This is a genomic window from Enterobacter soli ATCC BAA-2102 (assembly GCF_001654845.1).
GTDB classification, from domain to species: domain Bacteria; phylum Pseudomonadota; class Gammaproteobacteria; order Enterobacterales; family Enterobacteriaceae; genus Enterobacter; species Enterobacter soli.
This window is the reverse complement of sequence record NZ_LXES01000051.1, coordinates 61,313-81,956: the sequence shown is the minus strand read 5'-3', so window position 1 is coordinate 81,956 and position 20,644 is coordinate 61,313. Positions and strand designations below refer to the sequence as shown.

Sequence of the window (20,644 nt, the reverse complement as noted above, 5' to 3'; positions counted from 1 at the left end):
AGGCTACCTTGCTACAGCAAGCTTTTGACGTAGGCGTCAATGTCGCTGATATATTTTTCAATGCCAGAGGCATCTTTCTCACGAATTAGATGTTCCAGCGTTTCACATAACTGCTTGCCGGGAACCAGATTAAGCATGGCAAACACCCCTTTAAGCCGGTGTGCTGTCTGTGCCAGCGCTGCAAAATCATTTGCAGCGGACTCAGTATACAACCGCTTAACATCATCTGGTACTGTATCAACAAAGAGTGAATAGTAGCCACTGGCATGGAGTTCGGCATTTTCATCGCCGCCCAAAGGGGACTCCAGGATCTCTTCTTGCGCCAGCTGTTCTTCTATTAGTTGTAGTACAGCTTCCTGCATAGCATTGCTCATATTAAAGTTGACGCGCATCTGGCCAGGGCCGATTTTTCGCACGCCTGGCTCATCATCGCTTAAAAGCAAGCCGGAGGCTGTAAGATTAGACGGATTATCTGTTAAAAACAGATCAAATTCTTGACTCGTGAGTCTTTCATCAGGCGTGATGCACGCCGCTCCCCAGTTTTCTAACTGACGAACCACGATATTGCGGATCTCATTTGAGGTCACATCTACCATCACCGTCACTTCATCCAGCAGGCGTTCTTCATCTTCTTCTTGCAGATTTGCCGCCATTTTCACGTGCAGAGAATAACGGGTGCCAAGCGACTCGCGGGCTTTGATATTCAGGTGCCCGCCAAGTTTGCGCGCCAGCTGATCGCACAGCCAGAAGGTCAGGGCATTGGCTTTGCCGTAGTGATCGCTCTGGGTATCGTTCAGGAACGGGAAGTGCAGGTTATCGATTTCACTTGTGGTGACGCCTTCTCCGGTATCCAGAATGCGGAACGTCAGACGATCGTCAGCCGATTCGTCGGTACTAACCTCCAGCGTCACCTTGCCAATCTGGGTGGTGGTCACCGAATACTGAATCAGCATCAGCAGAATACGGCGCAGCGCTTCCCGATCGCCGTGGCGTTCGTCATTGGCTGGCAAGTGGTTGTTGATCAGCAGTTGCAGCCCTTTGCGTTTAATAACCGGTAAAACCTCAGGCACCACTTCGTCGATCAAATCCTGGATAGAGAAGAGGGTAGAGCTTCCTTTCCAGTTGTCATTTTCCAGCATATTCGCCAGCTGAATTTCATCCACCAGGCGAACCAGTGAATCCGCCTGGCTGGCTATCTGATGGCCTTCAGGCGTGTTGATGCTGGCGACTCCGCTCGCGAGGGCTTTCAATGGGCGTTTAAAGGCCTCGCCAATATTCTGCATAAATGCCGCACGACCCTGCTGGTTTTTCTCGTAAAGTCGCTGCGCCTGCTTGAGCTTTTTGTTGACCAGCACTTCACGATCCTGGTCGCGGATAATAAAGATTTGCGTGCGGGAAGCGACCTGACTGCGGAACTGACGGATCTCATACAGTTCATTATTGATGGTGGCCTGAATCACGCCCTGGTGCTGATCCGCCATGGTGGTGATGTTTTGCAGATTAAGATGCGGCAGCAGATGATCGGCAATCTTATTGCTCATCACCGTGCGGTTCGCCTCCTGATCGTGAACCAGCACCCCAAGCGGCAGAACGGAAATAATCTCTTCGTTCAACGCCCGCAATACGCGCAGTTCATTGCTGGTTCCTGCTGAGGTCGATGCAGTTTCACTCTGACGTCCTGGCTGGAAACGGAAAGTGCTGTAACCAAACAGCGCCAGTGCCAGCAGACCAATATTCAGCAGCAGCGGCAGTAAAATGTTTTGCAGCGTATCGAGCAGCAGGGTGCCAAACGGCACTTGCCAGACCAGGCGCATCCCGGTCGAGTTAAGCGAGGAAGCTATCTCTATCTTCGAACCGTTAAAGGAGATAGCGACACTTTCAGCGCCTTCTTTATCCGGCGGCGTGCGCATGTTTTGCGTGTTGTTATCGGGATCCAGACGGAAACTGTCCAGCGGCATATCCGGTGGGATCAGATCGTTAATAGGCAGATCAAATGCCACCACGGTTGCCAGGTGCCCTGGCTGATTGAAGGTGGTGCGAAGCGTAAAGTAGTGACCGTTCTGCCAGGCAAGGCGGCGTAATGAAGAGAAGCTCTCGCGTTCATCAAGTGCGTTGGCCTGTTGCAGCATTTCCGCACGACGGGAATCCACAATACTGCCCACCGTGGTTTCTTTAAAACCAGAGGAGAGATCTTTGAGTGGTAAGGTCGAAATCAGGATCATGCTGTTGTCCTGACCGTTCAGATAGTACATCGACCACGGTACTGTTTCTGCACCCCAAAGGGTATCAAGGTACGAGGAGATGCGCTGGGTCATCTCAAGCGTTGCGCTGTCGTGCGAACCGAAAATGAGTGCTTCTGTTTTACGCTGCGGTTTTTCCAGGTAGTAAACGTCCTGCTTCAGGCGCGTTTCCTGTAACCCTTCCCCGGATGACGTTGCAGGCGCAGCGGCAATATTGTCGTAAATCTGCCAGGTAGCGTAGCGCCATGTATCGATGCGCTTATGCACCGCATGGGTAATATCCACGACCTGATAGCTTTTATCCTTCAGCCAGGCATTAACCGCACTCTGAACCATCACCCCCATCGTGACTAACAGCACGACGATCAACAGAAGAAAGAAACGGGTGATACTCCCGGGAAGAAGGGAGAATTTGCTCGGGGCGGTGGTTTCAGACTGACTCATTGATATGTTAACCCGTGATGGCCGCGCTTTAAGGGGATAGGGCAGTATAAAGGGTAATAACTGAATTTCCAGCGCCGTCGTCTGTGAATAGATGACTTTTTCCATGGCGATTATCCCTGCGCTACATTGCATTAAACGTGTACAACTTGAGGGTGTTTGTACAAATAAGAAACGGCGAAGTTCAGGAAATAGCACGAATTAACAAGAAATTATGCTTTTCAGGAGTGGCGAATACGGCGAGATGATTTCGGCTGAATTTAATTAATAGTCGTTATGATTTCCGGGTGGTAGCACAACGAAAATATAATTACGTAAAGAAAGGTAAAAAAAAACCGAATGCTCGGCATTCGGTTCAATTAGGGATAAACAGACATTCAAAACTGAATGACGGTAATAAATAAAGTTAATGATGATAGCGAGAGTTATTTTAGTGATTTTGCTGGTTTTTGTTTTGTCATTCAGTGCTGTAACATTTTTATGTGTAACTTATTGATTTTATATAGTGAAATTTTTGGTTTGATTATAAGTGCTATATTTTTAAGCTCTTCGTGCTTTGTAAAAGTTCCCGTGAATTTACAAAATGAAACATCTTGGGTGAAAAATGAAACATCTTCAAAGTTTTCGTATCATATTCCCGTTGGATTATTCTGTAATTTTAAGGAGAATGAAATTGCCGACTGGTTAAGAGGGTTAATCAGTAAGCAGTGGTAATAATAAGGCATATAACAGAGGGTTAATAACATGAAAGTTAAAGTACTGTCCCTCCTGGTACCAGCACTGCTGGTAGCAGGCGCAGCAAATGCGGCTGAAATTTATAACAAAGACGGCAACAAATTAGATCTGTACGGTAAAGTCGACGGTCTGCACTATTTCTCCGACGACAAAGGTAACGACGGCGACCAGACCTACATGCGTATCGGCTTCAAAGGCGAAACTCAGGTTAACGATCAGCTGACCGGTTACGGCCAATGGGAATACCAGATTCAGGGTAATACCTCTGAAAGCGACAACCAGTCCTGGACTCGTGTTGCGTTCGCAGGTCTGAAATTCGCTGATGCGGGTTCTTTCGATTACGGTCGTAACTACGGCGTTATCTACGACGTGACCTCCTGGACCGACGTTCTGCCAGAATTTGGCGGCGACACCTACGGTGCAGATAACTTCCTGCAATCCCGTGCTAACGGCGTAGCAACCTACCGTAACCAGGACTTCTTCGGTCTGGTTGATGGCCTGAACTTTGCTCTGCAGTATCAGGGTAAAAATGGCAGCGTAGACGGCGAGAACAACACCGGTCGTAGCACCCTGAAACAGAACGGTGACGGTTACGGCGCATCCCTGACCTACAACCTGGGTGAAGGCTTCAGCATCGGTGGTGCAATGTCTTCTTCCAAACGTACTTACGATCAGAACAACACCGCAGCACTGGGTAACGGCGATCACGCTGAAGTCTACTCTGGTGGTCTGAAATATGATGCGAACAACATCTATCTGGCCGCGCAGTACTCTCAGACCTATAACGCAACCCGTTTCGGTAACTCCCAGAACAACAGCGACGTTTACGGCTTTGCTAACAAAGCTCAGAACTTCGAAGTGGTTGCTCAGTACCAGTTCGACTTCGGTCTGCGTCCTTCCGTGGCTTACCTCCAGTCTAAAGGTAAGGACATCGAAGGTTACGGCGACCAGGATCTGCTGAAATATGTTGATGTTGGCGCGACTTACTACTTCAACAAAAACATGTCCACCTACGTGGACTACAAAATCAACCTGCTGGATGACAACAACTTCACCAAACAGGCTGGTATCGGTACTGATGACATCGTAGCGCTGGGTCTGGTTTACCAGTTCTAATCGCTTCTCAGTATTACAAAGGGGCCATCTGGCCCCTTTTTTCATACATTTTTTGGGGTCTTACAAATGCCCCGTTTTGGTGTACTCTTGCCGACCTGGCATGAGGATAATAATGAATGGACATGACTTTTTTACGCGCCAGCTTTCTGGCTACCCTTTTTTTCCTGACAGCATGTGACTCTTCCACCACTCCGGTGACCCAAAAAGACACCCCTGCGGCAACGGTTCTTGAAGGCAAAACGATGGGCACCTTCTGGCGTGTCAGCGTGATGCACCTCGACAGTGCACGTGCCGACGATCTGCGCGGAAAAATTCAGGCACAGCTGGATGCCGACGATCAGCTGCTTTCCACATACAAAAACGACTCTGCGCTGATGCGCTTTAATCTGTCGAAAAGCACTTCGCTCTGGCCGGTAAGTGAAGCAATGGCTGATATCGTGACCGAGTCGATGCGCGTGGGTTACAAAACAAACGGCGCTATGGATGTGACGGTCGGGCCGCTGGTCAATCTGTGGGGATTTGGTCCGAATAAGCAGCCGGTGACAACGCCCGATCAGGCGGCTATTGATGATGCGCGCGCCCGAACAGGTTTGCAGCATTTGACGGTAATTAATCAGTATGGTCAGCAGTACCTGCAAAAAGATATCCCAGATTTGTTTGTCGATCTCTCAACGGTAGGAGAGGGGTATGCCGCCGATCACCTGGCCGCACTGATGACCCAGGAAGGGATCTCGCGTTATCTGGTCTCTGTCGGCGGCGCCTTAGTCAGCCGGGGAATGAATGCGACTGGCAAAGCGTGGCGTGTGGCCATTCAAAAACCGACCGATCAGCAAAACGCCGTGCAGGCGATTGTGGATATCAACGGCCACGGGATCAGTACGTCCGGCAGCTACCGTAACTATTACGAGCTGGACGGCAAACGCATTTCACACGTTATCGATCCGCAAACGGGTCGTCCGATCGAGCACAATCTGGTGTCCGTGACGGTGATCGCCCCGACTGCCCTGGAAGCGGATGCCTGGGACACCGGGTTAATGGTCCTTGGCCCGGAAAAGGCTAAAGAGGTGGTTCGTCAGGAAGGCCTTGCGGTTTACATGATAACCAAAGAGGGTGATGGGTTTAAAACCTGGAGCTCCCCGCAGTTTGAAAGCTTCCTTGTGAGCGAAAAAAATTAAAAAGCAAGGTTGCGGGTTTTTGTCCGGTGGCGCTCAGGCAAGGTATGAGTATGCTTGTAAGAGGAGCCGATGATGAAAAACCTGACCTTTAAAACCGATGAGGATCGCTGGCAGGCCGTGCTCGCCCGCGATCCGCGCGCTGATAATCAGTTTGTCTTTGCCGTGCAAACGACCGGTATCTTTTGCCGCCCGTCCTGCCGGGCCCGCCACGCGCTGCGCAAAAATGTTCGCTTTTATCCTGATGCCCAACACGCCGGGCAGGATGGCTTTCGCCCCTGTAAGCGCTGTATGCCGGATAAACGCGACCCGCAGGAGCAGAAACTGGCAAAAGTCGAACAGGCCTGCCGTCTGCTGGAACAGGACTCGTCCATTACCCTCGAAATGCTTGCGCAGCAGGTGGCGATGAGTCCGTTCCATTTCCATCGTCTGTTTAAATCCATCACCGGCATGACGCCCAAAGCCTGGCAGCAGGCCGCGCGCGATCGCCGTCTGCGCAGTGCGCTGGCACAGGGCGATAAAATTACCGATGCCGTGCTGGCCGCAGGCTTTCCCGACAGCAGCAGTTATTATCGTAAAGCCGATAGCGCGTTGGGTATGACGGCTAAACAGTACCGTAAAGGTGACATTGCGGTGCATTACGCGCTGAGCAACTGCACGCTAGGCCGCTGCCTGGTGGCGGAAAGCGAGCGGGGGATCTGCGCTATTTTGCTGGGTGACGACGACGCGATGCTAACGGATGAGCTGCATTCACTGTTTCCCCATGCCCGGCCCGAGCCTGCGGACGGCGCTTTTGCGCTGCGGGTAAGCCAGGTTATCGAAAGCCTCGACAACCAAAATACTCCGTTAACGTTACCGCTGGATATTCGCGGCACGGCTTTCCAGCAGCAGGTCTGGCAGGCGTTGCGCGCCATCCCCTGCGGTGAAACGGCAAGTTATCAGCAGGTGGCGAAAACCATCGGGAAACCCGCCGCCGTGCGCGCCGTTGCCGGGGCATGTGCTGCCAATAAGCTGGCGATAGTGATCCCCTGTCATCGGGTGGTGCGCAACGATGGCGCGCTTTCAGGCTACCGCTGGGGCACTGCGCGCAAGGCGCTGTTGTTACAACGTGAAGCGAAAAACCGGGAGGGATAATGCTCGATCTGTTCGCCGAGGCTGAGCCCTGGCAAGAGCCGCTGGCGCCGGGCGCGGTGATCCTGCGCCGTTTTGCGCTCTCTCGCGCGGCGGCGCTGTTTGACGGTATAAACGCCGTCGCGGCACGTTCGCCGTTTCGCCATATGGTGACGCCGGGCGGCTATACCATGTCAGTGGCGATGACCAACTGCGGCAGGTTAGGCTGGACGACGGACGATCGCGGCTATTTGTATGCCCCGCTGGATCCCATCACGGGTAACCCCTGGCCGGCGATGCCCGATGCGTTTCAGGCGTTATGCCATGATGCCGCCGTGGCTGCGGGTTATGCCGATTTTACCCCGGATGCCTGCCTGGTTAACCGCTACGCCGTTGGCGCGAAGCTCTCGTTGCATCAGGATAAAGATGAGCCGGATTTACGGGCGCCCATTGTCTCGGTCTCTTTAGGGCTGCCGGCGGTCTTTCAGTTTGGTGGGCTACGGCGTAACGACCCGCTGAAACGCCTGATGCTGGAGCACGGTGATGTGGTGGTATGGGGCGGGGAATCGCGGCTCTATTACCACGGTATTCAGCCGCTTAAACCGGGTTTTCATCCGCAGGCGCAAGCGTTCCGCTATAACCTGACCTTCCGCCAGGCATCGTATAGCGAATAAAAATAAGAATTATTCTTGATGTGAGCGCAGGGCAGTTTACACTGCTGGCTGATTTTTATTGCCTGGATTGCTCTGTATGCAGCTACTTCTTCTTGTCTGGCGTCAGTACCGCTGGCCTTTTATGGCGGTGATGGCATTAAGCCTGGCCAGCGCGGCGTTAGGTATTGGCCTGATCGCGTTCATCAATGTTCGACTGATCGAAATGGTCGACAGGTCTTTGTCGGTGCTGCCAGAGTTTCTGGGCTTACTGTTGCTGTTGATGGCCGTAACGTTAGGCTCCCAACTGGCGTTAACCACACTTGGCCACCACTTTGTTTATCGCCTGCGTAGCGAGTTTATCAAGCGAATTCTGGACACTCAGGTCGAGCGCGTCGAGCAGCTCGGCAGTGCTTCTCTGCTTGCGGGGCTGACCAGCGATGTACGTGCTATCACCATCGCGTTTGTGCGTTTACCGGAGCTGGTGCAGGGGATTATTTTGACCTTTGGCTCGGCGGCTTATCTTGCCTGGCTCTCAACCAAAATGCTGGCGGTGACTGCGCTGTGGATTGTGGTCACCATCTGGGGCGGTTACCTGCTGGTGGCGCGTGTCTATAAACACATGGCGGTGCTGCGTGAAACGGAAGATAAGCTCTATAACGATTATCAGACGGTGCTGGAAGGGCGCAAAGAGCTGACGCTGAACCGCGAGCGTGCCGAGCATATCTTTAATCATCTCTATATCCCGGATGCCCGCGAGTATCGTCATCATATTATCCGGGCGGATACCTTCCACCTGAGCGCGGTGAACTGGTCAAACATCATGATGCTTGGCGCCATTGGCCTGGTGTTCTGGATGGCCAACAGCCTGGGATGGGCTGACACCAATGTCGCGGCGACCTACTCGCTGACGCTGCTGTTTTTACGCACACCGTTGCTTTCTGCTGTTGGGGCGCTGCCGACGCTGCTGAGTGCCCAGGTGGCCTTCAACAAACTGAAGAAATTTGACCTCGCGCCGTTTAAGGCCGAGTTCCCGCGTCCACAGGCGTTCCCGGACTGGAAAACGCTGGAACTGCGCAATGTGACGTTCCGTTATCAGGACAACGCGTTTTCGGTTGGCCCGGTTAATCTCACCATTCACCGGGGTGAGATGCTTTTCCTGATTGGCGGTAATGGCAGCGGGAAATCCACACTGGCAATGTTGCTCACCGGGCTATACCAGCCGCAATCTGGCGAGATCCTGCTGGATGGCAAGGCGCTGAACGCAGAAAAACCGGAGGACTACCGCAAGCTGTTTTCAGCAGTGTTCACCGATGTCTGGCTGTTTGAGCAACTGCTGGGGCCTGAGGGGCATCAGGCGGATCCGGCGCTGGTGGAGAAGTGGCTTTCGCATCTGCAAATGTCGCATAAGCTGGAGCTTAAAGGGGGCAAGATCCTGAACCTCAAGCTGTCCAAAGGGCAGAAAAAACGCGTGGCGCTGCTGCTGGCGCTGGCGGAAGAGCGTGACATCATCCTGCTGGATGAATGGGCCGCCGATCAGGATCCGCATTTCCGCCGCGAGTTTTATCAGGTGCTGTTGCCGTTGATGCAGGAGATGGGCAAAACTGTCTTTGCGATCAGCCATGACGATCACTACTTCATTCACGCCGATCGTCTGCTAGAGATGCGTGACGGGCAATTGAGCGAGTTGATCGGTGAAGAGCGCGATGCCGCGTCCCGTGATGCGGTGGCGCGTACGGCGTAAGAGTTTGTGTGCCGGGCGGTGGCTTCGCCTTACCCGGCCCACGATTTTGTAGGCCCGTGCAAGCGTAGCACCGCCGGGCACAATGATTTGCACGATATGCCGTTTTTTTATCCATCCCGCCCCGTTGTTTATTCTTATTTACATATCCCCGCGCTATGCTTGATGTCATCTCATTTTATGGATTAATGATTGATGTCGGTAATAAACAAAAACAGCGCAAGGCTGCGCGACCAGGAGCGTGCGCGTCTCATCTGGCTTCTCACGACCGATAAAGCGGTCACTTCAGCGTTATTAGGCAAACTGACCCTGGCTGAGCAATATGATGTTGGCACCTTATCCGACGATATTGCTGAGGTAGGTGCGCTGGTTGCTCATCTTCCGCCGCCCGACCTGGCGGACACCCTTGAAGCACTCCCCTCCGAAGAGCGTCACGCCCTGTGGCGCCTGGTTGAAGATCACGAACGTGGTCAGGTATTGCTGGAAGCCTCCGAAAACGTCTGGGATGACCTCATTGATGAGATGAGTGACCGGGATATTCTCGATGCCGTGCAGACCCTGGATATCGATGAGCAGATTTACCTTGTTCAGCACCTGCCACGAAATCTGACCGGCCGACTGCTGGCGTCATTGCCTGCCGATGAACGTGCCCGCGTACGCCAGGTGATGAATTACGAGAAAAACAGCGTCGGCGCGATTATGGAGTTTGGCGTCATCACGGTACGCCCGGACGTGACGCTGGGGGCGGTGCAGCGCTATCTGCGCCGCCTGGGCAAGATGCCGGACAACACCGATAAGCTGTTTGTGACCTCGCGCGATAAAACCCTGCTGGGTGAACTCGAGCTGAAGACCATTCTGCTGAACAGTGCGCAGCGGCGGGTGAGTGAGGTGATGGAAACCGAGCCCATGGTCTTTTCACCTGAAGATGATGCCGAAAAAGCGGCGCGAACCTTCGAACGTGACGACCTGGTCAGTGCGGCGGTAGTGGATTCCGTGGGCAAGCTGATGGGGCGTCTGACCATCGATGAGATCGTTGATGTGGTTTACGAAGAAACCGATAACGACCTGCGTGCCCTCGGGGGCCTGAGTGCGGAAGATGACGTACACGCCTCGGTGGGTAAGGCCGTTAAAACGCGCTGGGCATGGCTTGCCATTAACCTCTGTACTGCGTTTATCGCCTCTCGCGTGATTGATGGCTTTGAACACACGATTTCGCAACTGGTGGCGCTGGCCTCTCTGATGCCTATCGTCGCCGGGATTGGCGGGAACACCGGAAACCAGACCATTACCATGATTGTTCGTGCCCTGGCGCTGGAAAACATTCAGCCCGGCAACTTTGCGTTTCTCATCTTCAGGGAAATGGGGGTGGCGCTGATTAACGGCCTGGTGTGGGGTGGGATCATGGGGGGCATAACATGGTGGTTGTACAGCGATATGGCATTAGGCGGTGTAATGATGCTGGCGATGGTGCTTAACCTGCTGATGGCCGCCATGATGGGCGTGATTATCCCTATGACGATGACCAGGCTTGGGCGCGACCCCGCGGTGGGGTCGAGCGTGATGATCACCGCCATTACCGATACCGGCGGTTTCTTTATTTTTCTTGGGCTGGCGACGATTTTTCTGATGTAAGTTCGTGCCTGCGCTTAATCTGCGCAGGGAGGATCGCCATCACAATAATCCCGCCGAGCACGCCAATCGCCAGATTACCGGTCGATACCGTCGCGGCTACGGTAATTAGCATCACCACTGTTTCTGCGATGGGCGCACCTTTCACCGTCGCGGGCTGAATGCTGTGCCAGCTGAAGGTTTTGATGGCGACAATCGCCATAATCCCGGCCAGAACGGCCATCGGGATTTTGGCCATCACTTCGCTCAGCGCGGTGACCAGCACCAGCAGCACAATGCCTGCGGCAAGGGTCGAAATGCGGCTGCGGCCTTTACCCATCTCCACGTTGACGATGGTTTGCCCAATCATGGCGCAACCGGCAATGCCCCCGTAAAGACCGGCCATGATATTACCGATGCCCAGGCCAATGCTTTCGCGGCGTTTGCCCGATGGCGTAACCGTCAGTTCATCCACCAGTTTTGCCGTCAGCAATGATTCCAGCAGGCCGACAAACGCGATACTTAACGCACAGGGCCAGATAATGCTCAGGGTGTCCAGATTCAGGGGGACAAGCAACTGAGTCAGCCCGGGAAGACCGCCACTCATTGAGCCTTCATCACCCACGGTCGGCAGGATTTGCCCGGTGGTCACCGTGAACAGGGTTAAGACCACAATGGCAATCAGCGGAGAGGGAATACTTTTTATATAACGCGGAACCCACAGCACAATCAGCAGCGTCAGCACGAACAGGCCAACAATCAGCGGGCTTCTGCTCCAGAAATGGGGCACCTGAGCAAAGAAAATCAAAATCCCGAGGGCGTTAACGAAGCCGGTCATCACCGATTGTGGAATAAAACGCATCAACCGCGCCATCCCGAGCGCGCCAAACAGGATCTGAATCCCTCCCGCCATCATCACCGCAGGCAAAATGTACTGTACGCCGTGCTGATGCACCATCGGGCCGATAACCAGCGCCACAGAGCCCGCCGCGGCTGTTACCATAGCAGGGCGGCCGCCGAGTACCGAGAGGGCAAGACAAAGCACCACAGAGGCGATCAGGCTGACTTTCGGATCCACGCCCGCAACCACAGAGAAGGAGATAACTTCAGGGATCAGTGCCAGCGCGGTAATCACCCCGGCCAGTGTTTCACGGATGAAGAGCGACGGGGAGCGCAGTACAACAGCAATGCGGCCCTCATCGGGCAAAGAAGAGTGTGGTAATGACATAACAGTTCGCAGGTTAGGGCAGGCTTCCGTGCGCGCGATCACAAAGTGCAGCATAGTAGCCAGAAAAACAGCGCTTTGCCAGTCGAACCCCCAATCCCCTACAAACAATCCATCATTAAATTTCACAATTACAATAATTTCGTAACCTTTAAACAATATTTAAAAGTTGCTACCGTTCCCCCCGCAGCTTTTTTCACCTGCAATTTCCACGCATAAAGCACTTTTACTCTAAGGCATAAATTATGAAAAAAATGACTGCCATGCTCTTCTCTGTGGCTATGGGACTGAATGCTGTCTCAATGGTGGCTAACGCCGCCGCGCCAAAAGAGCAGGAAACGGACGTCCTTTTAATTGGTGGTGGCATCATGAGCGCCACGCTGGGAACCTATCTGCAAGAATTACAGCCGGACTGGTCGATGACCATGGTCGAACGTCTTGATGGCGTGGCTCAGGAGAGCTCTAACGGCTGGAACAACGCCGGCACCGGGCACTCGGCACTCATGGAACTGAACTACACGCCGCAGAAAAAGGACGGTTCCATTAGTATCGAGAAGGCGGTAGAGATCAACGAAGCGTTCCAGATCTCCCGTCAGTTCTGGTCACACCAGGTGAACAGCGGCGTGATGCACGATCCGCACTCCTTCATCAATACCGTGCCGCACATGAGCTTTGTGTGGGGCGATCAGAACGTCAACTTCCTGCGCGCGCGTTACGCGGCTTTACAGCAGAGCACGCTGTTCCGCGGCATGAAGTACTCAGAAGACCACGCGCAGATTAAAGAGTGGGCCCCGCTGGTCATGGAAGGTCGTGATCCAAACCAGAAAGTAGCTGCAACCCGCACTGAAATCGGTACGGACGTCAACTACGGCGAAATTACCCGTCAGCTGGTGGGCTCTCTGAAGAAAAAAGAGAACTTCAACCTGCAACTGAGCACTGAAGTGCGCGGCTTCAAGCGCAACGCGGATAACAGCTGGAGCGTGACGGTTGCCGATCTGAAAAACAACGACGCTGAACATGTGATTAAAGCGAAGTTTGTCTTTATCGGTGCGGGCGGAGCAGCGCTGAAACTGCTTCAGGAGTCAGGCATTCCGGAAGCTGACGACTACGCTGGCTTCCCGGTAGGTGGTCAGTTCCTGGTGTCGGATAACCCGGAAGTGGTGAATCGTCATCTGGCGAAAGTGTACGGTCAGGCTTCCGTAGGGGCGCCGCCGATGTCCGTTCCACACATCGATACCCGTATTCTTGACGGTAAACGCGTCGTGCTGTTCGGGCCATTCGCGACCTTCTCGACTAAATTCCTGAAAAACGGTTCTCTGTTCGATCTGCTGAGTGCGACCACCACATCCAACTTCAAACCGATGGTTGATGTGGGTCTGGATAACTTTGATCTGGTGAAATACCTGATTAGCCAGGTCATGCTCTCTGATGACGATCGCTTCGCGGCGCTGAAAGAGTACTATCCGCAGGCGAAGAAAGAAGACTGGCGTTTGTGGCAGGCGGGTCAGCGCGTTCAGATCATCAAGCGAGATCCGAAAGAAGGCGGCGTGCTGCGTCTGGGTACTGAAGTGGTGAGCGATAAGGATGGCTCTATCGCTGCCCTGCTGGGTGCTTCCCCGGGAGCGTCTACTGCTGCGCCAATCATGCTGCACCTGATGGAAAAAGTGTTTAAAGATAAAGTCGCCAGCCCGGAATGGCAGGCGAAACTGAAAACCATTATCCCGTCTTACGGTACGAAGCTGAACGGCAACGTAGCAGCAACGGAGCAAGAGCTGGAATACACCAGCCATGTTCTGCAACTGCAATATGTGAAGCCGCAGGCTGCTGAAGCGGCGCCACAGGCCGAGCTGAAGCCTCAGGCGGAAAGCAAACCGGTCGCGGATATCGCGCTGTAAAACTAAAAAAGCCGGGTAATCATTACCCGGCTTTTTATTAACGTACTACCGCTTGTCCGATAGTTTCATCTGCCTTCCACACCCGATATTTCACGTCGATGTTTTCAGGCGTATAGACCACAATCGGCAGCTTGCTGTTGTAGCGCAGCAGACTGTTATCACCCAGATACGCGGTCACAAATTTCTTCTCTTTTTTACCGTCCGGGCAGGCCATCATGGTCGATACCGGAGAGGTGACTTTATCAAAGACGTAGTAGTCGTAACCCCAGCCTTCCAGAGTTTTGCTTTCCAGCTGGCCGCCCAGGCGATGCTGGTTGCAGTCCACTTCCAGCGTTTGCCCAATCAACAGTTCCACTTTGAAGTTCGCTTCATCCTGCTGAACCGGTAATTGGATCACCTGACGCTTCATGCCTTTTTCCGCTTGCGGATAAGGCGCGACTTTTTCCAGAGGCTGCTCTTTTGAGGTTTCACTGGCAAAAGCGCTGGTGCTGACGCACGCTGCGGCGAGGAGGGCAATGGCAAATTTAGGTGCGTTTTTCACAGTCATTCCTTTATGTCAAAACGATCCTGTTCAGATTAGCATAACGATGGTGAATGGTTGGATGTATTTACTTGCATTTTCAATAGTTTTAGTGTAATAAACTGCATTTTAGGAGTTTTGGTGGTTGTTAATTCTGGAATGGAGTCTGGCGGGAGATCGTGTTAGTGTTACGGCTAAATAATGTTGTTCATCTGTAAAGGAAAGAGAGACATGGTTCGCGCAAAACTGAAAACACCTGAAGGCCGGAAATTTTTACTGGCACTGCTCGTTGTGTTTATGATTGCTGCCGCAGGCGTCGGACGGGCAACCATTGTCGGTGTTATCGAGCAGTATAACATCCCACTTTCCGAGTGGACGACCAGCATGTATGTGCTGCAATCAGCGATGATCTGCGTTTACAGCCTGGTGTTTACCGTTCTGCTCGCCATCCCGTTGGGGATCTATTTCCTGGGTGACCGCGAAAAGCATTAAGCCGCCATTCGCTATACTAAAGCCAGCCTGCGGGTTGGCTTTTTTTATGCCGTGATATCGGGCGGGTATCTGTCTGCTGACGCTCTGAAAACTGATGGATGACGTGCAATAAAAAAACCAGCCATAAGGCTGGTTTTCAGGATGTTTTTGGTCGGCACGAGAGGATTTGAACCTCCGACCCCCGACACCCCATGACGGTGCGCTACCAGGCTGCGCTACGTGCCGACGCGTAAAAAGAATACTACTCGATTCCTTTTTGAATGCAAGGGAGTCAGGCGCTAACTGGTTTATAATTAATCAGTTAGCGATGAACCGCTTCTCATCCGTCAGCACTTGCAGAAGCAGGCTAAGCTGCGGTTTCTGGTCATGCAATTTTTCACCTTGCAGATTATACGTCTGGTAATTGCCGTTACTGTTCAGCACCAGCGTCAGCTCTGGTGTGGTCACCACCAGCGTATTATTTCCGGCAGCGGTCACCCAGTTGTGGCGGCGAGTGGCGCTGAACAGATCCTGTCCTTGCGAGTACTCATTCGCCGGGGTGCTTACGTGCAGCAGACGTTGCATCAGCGTGGTCATCACGTCTTTATGATCGGTAAGCATATTGATGCGCTGTGCCGGCGTTCCCGGCCAGTGGATAACCAGCGGAACATGCAGGTTAGGGCGCGACCAGACCATGCTTTTCGACTCATCACCCAGCGGGATGCCGTGGCCGGCAGTAATAATGACCACGGTGTTTTCCAGCTTGCCGGATTCACGCAGTGCGTCCAGCACCCGGCCAATTTGTGCATCAACGTCACCCGCTGCGCGGCTATAACGGCGAGCAAAGCCTTTCTGGTTGCTGTCATCAAGTGTGGTGCCGTTAAACGCAACCCACGAGAACCAGCGGTTATCTTCCTGCGCATAACGCTGAAGCCAGTTCACCCACTGATTAGCGGTCTGTTCATCAGACTGGCTCTGCGCGGCAGGCAATGAGAAATCAGACAACAGCGCCTGGCGATACAGTGAGCTGTTAAAGCCATCCGAAGAGAACAGCCCCAACTGGTAACCCTGCTGGTTAAGCCCGGTAATCAGTGCCGCAGGAACGCGCGCTGAAAGCACGCCATCCATGTAACCGGCCGAAATGCCGTAGAACAGGCCAAAAATACCGGCATCGGTTGAGTTGCCGGAACTCATATGCTGCGTGAACGTCACGTTCTTATCAGCGAACTCTGCGAGCGCAGGCATCTGCTTCTCGTAGCGCGAGTAGTTCAGACCATCAACGGTAATCAGCAGTACGTTTTGGCCACGGCCCATATCCCGGTAACGCAGATCGCTCAGCGGATACTGAACGGTGACCGCTTCCGGGTTACCTTGCTCAACCAGACGACGCTGATACTCCTGCGCATCCAGCAGACCGTGTTTTTCAAGAAAACGACGTGCCGTCATTGGATAAGAGAGCGGCAGGTTAGCGCGCTGCATGGTAATAGGGCGATAGAAGTTCGCATCGGCCCAGATATACATGATGTGCGAACCAATAAATGAGACAAAAAAGAGCGCCGCAACGGGCTTCGCGTAATGGCGGCGGCGCGTCAGGCTGCGGAGCTTTTGCCAGCTCCAGGTGGCGAACAACATCTCAATCAGCAGGATCACCGGCACGCTGATAAACATCAGCTGCCAGTCACGCGCGGTTTCGTTCTGGTCCGGGTTAATCACCAGTTCCCAGACGATAGGGTTGAGATGGAGGTGGAAACGGGTAAAGACTTCGCTGTCGATAAGCAATAACGTCATGCCCGCCGTCGCAAGGATGGCGGATAAGAACCGCATCAGGCGCTGCGACATGACGATAAACGTCAGGGGGAACAGAATCAGCAGATAGGTGGCGAAAACCAGAAAACTAAAGTGGCCGACAACGCTCATCCAGGAGTAGATACGCCCGGTCAGCGTGGTTGGCCAGTCCGCCACAAACAGATAACGGCAGCCAAGTACCATGGCCAACAGAATGTTGAACAGGGCAAACCAGTGCCCCCAGCTAACCATCTGGGAGACTTTTTCACGGTAGCGCTGACGATTCGTCACCATAAACTGTTGTTCGTTTCCCTTAATGGGCCTGGTCGTCGCTAACGGAAGACTGCAAAGCCTGGGCGAAAGATTTGGCGATCGCCTGACGCTGAGCCGGAGCAACGCTGGTATTGATAAGGTTGGTAACCATATTTCCCAACACCATCAGGGAAAGATCGGTCGGCGTTTTATGTTTTTCCAGTACGTTGACCAGCTCACTGAGCAGTTGTTCAACGTGTTCATCACTGTAGCGGGAATGTTGTGGCATAAATCAAAATCAGTTTGTTGATGAAAGGGCAACATATTACCGTAGGAGCAGCTTTTTTTCCCCTTTTTTCTCTTGTTGCACACATGCGTTGGTGGTGGTTGAATACCGCCCGGTCTAAAAGGAGAGTTTATCATGAGTCTGGATATCAACCAGATTGCCTTGCACCAGCTTATCAAGCGTGATGAGCAAACCCTTGAAGTGGTGCTGCGCGATTCGTTACTTGAACCAACGCCTACCGTTGTTGAAATGATGGCGGAATTGCATCGCGTTTATAGCGCTAAAAATAAAGCCTATGGCCTGTTCAGCGAAGAGAGCGAACTGGCGGATAGCCTGCGCCTGCAACGCCAGGGCGAAGAAGATTTTCTGGCATTCAGCCGGGCGGCTACCGGGCGTCTGCGTGATGAGCTGGCGAAATACCCGTTCGCTGATGGCGGCATCGTTCTGTTCTGCCAGTACCGCTATCTGGCGGTTGAGTATCTGCTGGTGACCGTGCTGAACAATTTAAGCAGTATGCGCGTCAATGAGCAGTTGGATATCAGCTCTACGCACTATCTGGACATTAACCATGCCGATATCGTCGCGCGCATCGATCTGACCGAATGGGAAACCAACCCGGAATCCACCCGCTATCTGACCTTCCTGAAAGGACGTGTCGGCCGTAAGGTGGCGGATTTCTTTATGGACTTCCTGGGCGCCAGCGAAGGCCTGAATGCCAAAGCACAGAACAAAGGTCTGTTGCAGGCAGTGGATGATTTCACCGCTGAAGCTCAGCTTGATAAATCAGAACGTCAGAACGTGCGTCAGCAGGTTTACAGTTACTGCAACGAACAGTTGCAGGCGGGCGAAGAGATTGAGCTGGAGTCGCTTTCCAAAGAGCTGGCGGGCGTGAGTGAAGTGAGCTTCCAGGAATTTACGGCAGATAAAGGTTATGAGCTGGAAGAGAGCTTCCCGGCAGACCGCAGTACGCTGCGACAGTTAACCAAATTCGCCGGTAGCGGCGGTGGCTTAACGGTTAACTTTGATGCCATGCTGCTTGGCGAACGCATTTTCTGGGATCCGGCGACCGACACCCTGACCATCAAAGGGACGCCACCTAACCTGCGCGATCAGCTGCAACGCCGCACCTCTGGCGGTAAATAGCAGCCATAAAAAAACCCCGCAGAAGCGGGGTTTTTTTTCGACAAGTTTGCGATTACGCGCGAACGAAGTCGATGTGAGACAGTTTTGGCTTGAACGGGTGACGCTGAACAGCCTGAACTTTCACTTTTTCTTCTTTACCGCCAACAACGATGGTCAGAACTTCGCTGTAGAATTCAGCTTTAGTCTGGATGTTCCACACTTTGTCGTGATCCAGTTCGATTGCAACTGGAGCAGCTTCGCCACCGTAAACGATAGCCGGGAACTTGTTAGCGTTACGCAGGCGGCGGCTCGCACCCTTACCCTGCACGTTACGTACTTCTGCTTCGATAGTGAACATAGATTTCTCTCTGTATTTAAAACCCTACTACAGGCGACCCAGCAGCAGGTGAGTGTTCTGCCTCACGGATGTGAAGCGGGCGGCATTTTATACTCAAATGCCATTCACATCAATGAAAAGTCCGGTTATCCGCGCAATTCATTCGCCCGGCGAAAGCGTCCTTCATAATCAAAGACCTTTTCACGCACCTGCCAGAACTGGCCTTTCTTGCGGGCGACGACAAAATCTGGATGGCGCAACAGCACCTGCTGGTGCACGATATCGGCCACCGTTATCCAGCGCAATGGCACTCCCGGCGTGCGGGTATGCGGACGGATGAAAAGTTGTTCAAAGGCCGTTTTCTGGGCTGGCGTGTGTACCCTGAATCGCTCGCTGACATCGGCCCCATCTTCGTCGTAATAGGTAATTTTCAGCCACTCGCCTTTTTCATCTGCACCCGGTTGGAACGCCATACCGGAACAGCGCAGCACCAGCGCATCTTTTAGCTTCAGCGCGGCCTTCAGCATATCGTCCGGGTCGACCAGAATCGTGTCACATTCCCGGCAGCGTCGGGCGGCAATGTCGTTTTCGGCATGACATTGTGGGCAGTTTTTAAAGCGGAAACGAAAATCGCACTGTTCACGGTGGCCTTCGTCATCCTCAAACCAGCCCTGGCAGCGGCGGCCGAAATGTTCAATCAACGTGCCGTCGGCGGTGGTTTTGCCCCAGAACGTATTGGCGAAACCACAGGCCGGGCAAAAGACCTGAACCGGCACGTTGTCACTTTTCCCTTTCGGGGTACCCACTTCCGGGGAATAAAGATCGTGCGGGTTTCCGGCGTAGTCCAGAATCAGGCAATCGGTTTTACCCGGTGCCAGGCGCAGGCCGCGCCCGACAATCTGCTGATACAGGCTGACGGATTCGGTGGGGCGTAAAATGGCAATCAGATCGACGTGCGGCGCATCAAACCCGGTGGTTAACACCGAAACGTTAACCAGATAACGGAACTGCTGTTCCTTGAACGCGTTAATCAACGCGTCACGCTCGGGGCCTGGGGTTTCGCCGGTAATGAGCGCAACGTCCCCGGGAGGAAGTAGGCCTGTTATCTCCCGGGCGTGCTCAACGGTGGCGGCAAAGATCATCACCCCTTTGCGCGTCTGAGCGAACTCTTCAATCTGGCTGATGATATGCGGGGTAATACGCTGCTGTTTTTTCAGCTCATGGTTGAGGTCGGCTTCGCTGAACAAGCCGTTGCTCTGCGCCTGCAAGCGGCTAAAATCGTACTGTACCACGGGCATGTCCAGACGTTCGGGCGGCGTCAGATAGCCATGTTTAATCATATAGCGTAGCGGGAGTTCATAGATGCAGTCGCGGAACAGCGCTTTCTCATCCCCGCGAACCATCCCGTGATAATGGAAATGATAAATCCAGCCTTTGCCCAGACGAAATGGCGTGGCGGTCAGGCCGAGCAGTCGCAGGTGAGGGTTAACCTCTTTCAGGTGAGAAAGGATTTGCTGATACTGACTGTCGTCATCATCGCTGATGCGGTGACACTCGTCGACAATCAGCAGCGAGAATTCGCCGCGAAAATGTTCCAGATTACGCGCCACCGACTGCACGCTGCCAAACACCACTTTGCCGTGGCTCTCTTTGCGTTTAAGCCCTGCGGCGAAAATATCCGCCTCCAGACCCAGCGCACAATATTTGGCGTGGTTTTGCGCTACCAGCTCTTTGACGTGCGCCAGCACCAGCACGCGCCCACGCGCCAGGCGCGCCAGCTCGGCGATCACCAGGCTTTTACCTGCCCCTGTTGGGAGCACAATGGCAGCTGGTTCTTTATGTTTTCGAAACCAGGCGAGCGTGGCGTCGACGGCTTCCTGCTGATAGGGGCGAAGTGTAAAAGTCATGGGTTCTCTGATTCGTTAACTCGCCAATAGT

The 20,644-nt window shown here is 53.3% G+C and carries 16 protein-coding genes and 1 tRNA gene; 9 read left to right on the top strand and 8 right to left on the bottom strand.

Going from position 1 to position 20,644, the window contains the following annotated elements:
- Positions 1–11: 11 nt before the first annotated feature.
- Positions 12–2,684 carry a phosphotransferase RcsD gene (gene rcsD, locus M987_RS21005; RefSeq protein WP_041162257.1) on the bottom strand — a complete coding sequence of 891 codons (2,673 nt, stop codon included), beginning with the start codon at positions 2,682–2,684 and terminating at the stop codon, positions 12–14.
- A gap of 741 nt (positions 2,685–3,425) precedes the next feature.
- On the opposite strand from rcsD, the gene M987_RS21000 reads away from it, so the two are divergent.
- From M987_RS21000 to mgtE, 6 genes are all read left to right on the top strand, one after another.
- Entirely contained in the window at positions 3,426–4,532 is a 1,107-nt protein-coding gene (locus tag M987_RS21000) for a porin OmpC (RefSeq protein ID WP_014071074.1), read from the top strand.
- Positions 4,533–4,648: 116 nt separating this feature from the next.
- Positions 4,649–5,707, top strand: coding sequence for an FAD:protein FMN transferase ApbE (gene apbE / locus M987_RS20995; RefSeq protein ID WP_014071073.1), 1,059 nt, complete (start codon positions 4,649–4,651; stop codon positions 5,705–5,707).
- A 72-nt stretch (positions 5,708–5,779) separates the two neighbouring features.
- The gene (gene ada / locus M987_RS20990; protein WP_014071072.1) at positions 5,780–6,838 is read left to right on the top strand and encodes a bifunctional DNA-binding transcriptional regulator/O6-methylguanine-DNA methyltransferase Ada; all 1,059 of its coding nucleotides are present in this window, start codon (positions 5,780–5,782) and stop codon (positions 6,836–6,838) included.
- A complete protein-coding gene (gene alkB / locus M987_RS20985; RefSeq protein ID WP_014071071.1) occupies positions 6,838–7,488 on the top strand; it encodes a DNA oxidative demethylase AlkB in 651 nt (216 codons plus the stop codon). The genes ada and alkB overlap by 1 nt, the downstream gene beginning before the upstream one ends.
- A 76-nt stretch (positions 7,489–7,564) precedes the next feature.
- A complete protein-coding gene (locus M987_RS20980) occupies positions 7,565–9,208 on the top strand; it encodes a multidrug ABC transporter permease/ATP-binding protein (RefSeq protein ID WP_014071070.1) in 1,644 nt (547 codons plus the stop codon).
- Positions 9,209–9,400: 192 nt separating this feature from the next.
- Positions 9,401–10,837 carry a magnesium transporter gene (gene mgtE / locus M987_RS20975; RefSeq protein ID WP_014071069.1) on the top strand — a complete coding sequence of 479 codons (1,437 nt, stop codon included), beginning with the start codon at positions 9,401–9,403 and terminating at the stop codon, positions 10,835–10,837.
- Here the strand turns inward: mgtE and M987_RS20970 are convergent.
- Complete coding sequence (locus M987_RS20970; protein ID WP_014071068.1) at positions 10,800–12,095, bottom strand: SulP family inorganic anion transporter; 1,296 nt, start codon at positions 12,093–12,095, stop codon at positions 10,800–10,802. The genes mgtE and M987_RS20970 overlap by 38 nt on opposite strands.
- A gap of 188 nt (positions 12,096–12,283) precedes the next feature.
- On the opposite strand from M987_RS20970, the gene mqo reads away from it, so the two are divergent.
- Positions 12,284–13,933 carry a malate dehydrogenase (quinone) gene (mqo, locus tag M987_RS20965; protein ID WP_014071067.1) on the top strand — a complete coding sequence of 550 codons (1,650 nt, stop codon included), beginning with the start codon at positions 12,284–12,286 and terminating at the stop codon, positions 13,931–13,933.
- 37 nt (positions 13,934–13,970) lie between these two features.
- Here mqo and eco read toward each other — a convergent pair whose 3' ends face one another.
- A complete protein-coding gene (gene eco, locus M987_RS20960) occupies positions 13,971–14,480 on the bottom strand; it encodes a serine protease inhibitor ecotin (protein ID WP_041162094.1) in 510 nt (169 codons plus the stop codon).
- A 204-nt stretch (positions 14,481–14,684) separates the two neighbouring features.
- On the opposite strand from eco, the gene M987_RS20955 reads away from it, so the two are divergent.
- A complete protein-coding gene (locus M987_RS20955; RefSeq protein ID WP_014071065.1) occupies positions 14,685–14,945 on the top strand; it encodes a DUF2534 family protein in 261 nt (86 codons plus the stop codon).
- A gap of 148 nt (positions 14,946–15,093) precedes the next feature.
- Here M987_RS20955 and M987_RS20950 read toward each other — a convergent pair.
- The 3 genes from M987_RS20950 to M987_RS20940 all read right to left on the bottom strand — a co-directional run bounded on the left by M987_RS20950 (position 15,094) and on the right by M987_RS20940 (position 17,250).
- Positions 15,094–15,170: transfer RNA gene (locus M987_RS20950), tRNA-Pro, on the bottom strand.
- Between the two features lie 72 nt (positions 15,171–15,242).
- A complete protein-coding gene (gene yejM, locus M987_RS20945) occupies positions 15,243–17,003 on the bottom strand; it encodes an LPS biosynthesis-modulating metalloenzyme YejM (RefSeq protein WP_014071064.1) in 1,761 nt (586 codons plus the stop codon).
- A 19-nt stretch (positions 17,004–17,022) separates the two neighbouring features.
- Positions 17,023–17,250 carry a YejL family protein gene (locus M987_RS20940; protein ID WP_001135586.1) on the bottom strand — a complete coding sequence of 76 codons (228 nt, stop codon included), beginning with the start codon at positions 17,248–17,250 and terminating at the stop codon, positions 17,023–17,025.
- Between the two features lie 132 nt (positions 17,251–17,382).
- Here M987_RS20940 and yejK point away from each other — a divergent pair, with 132 nt between their 5' ends.
- Complete coding sequence (gene yejK / locus M987_RS20935; RefSeq protein WP_014071063.1) at positions 17,383–18,390, top strand: nucleoid-associated protein YejK; 1,008 nt, start codon at positions 17,383–17,385, stop codon at positions 18,388–18,390.
- A 52-nt stretch (positions 18,391–18,442) separates the two neighbouring features.
- On the opposite strand, the gene rplY is transcribed toward yejK, so the two are convergent.
- Both rplY and radD read right to left on the bottom strand, forming a co-directional pair.
- Complete coding sequence (rplY, locus tag M987_RS20930; RefSeq protein WP_014071062.1) at positions 18,443–18,727, bottom strand: 50S ribosomal protein L25; 285 nt, start codon at positions 18,725–18,727, stop codon at positions 18,443–18,445.
- A 125-nt stretch (positions 18,728–18,852) separates the two neighbouring features.
- Entirely contained in the window at positions 18,853–20,613 is a 1,761-nt protein-coding gene (gene radD, locus M987_RS20925) for a DNA repair helicase RadD (protein ID WP_014071061.1), read from the bottom strand.
- Positions 20,614–20,644 lie beyond the last annotated feature (31 nt).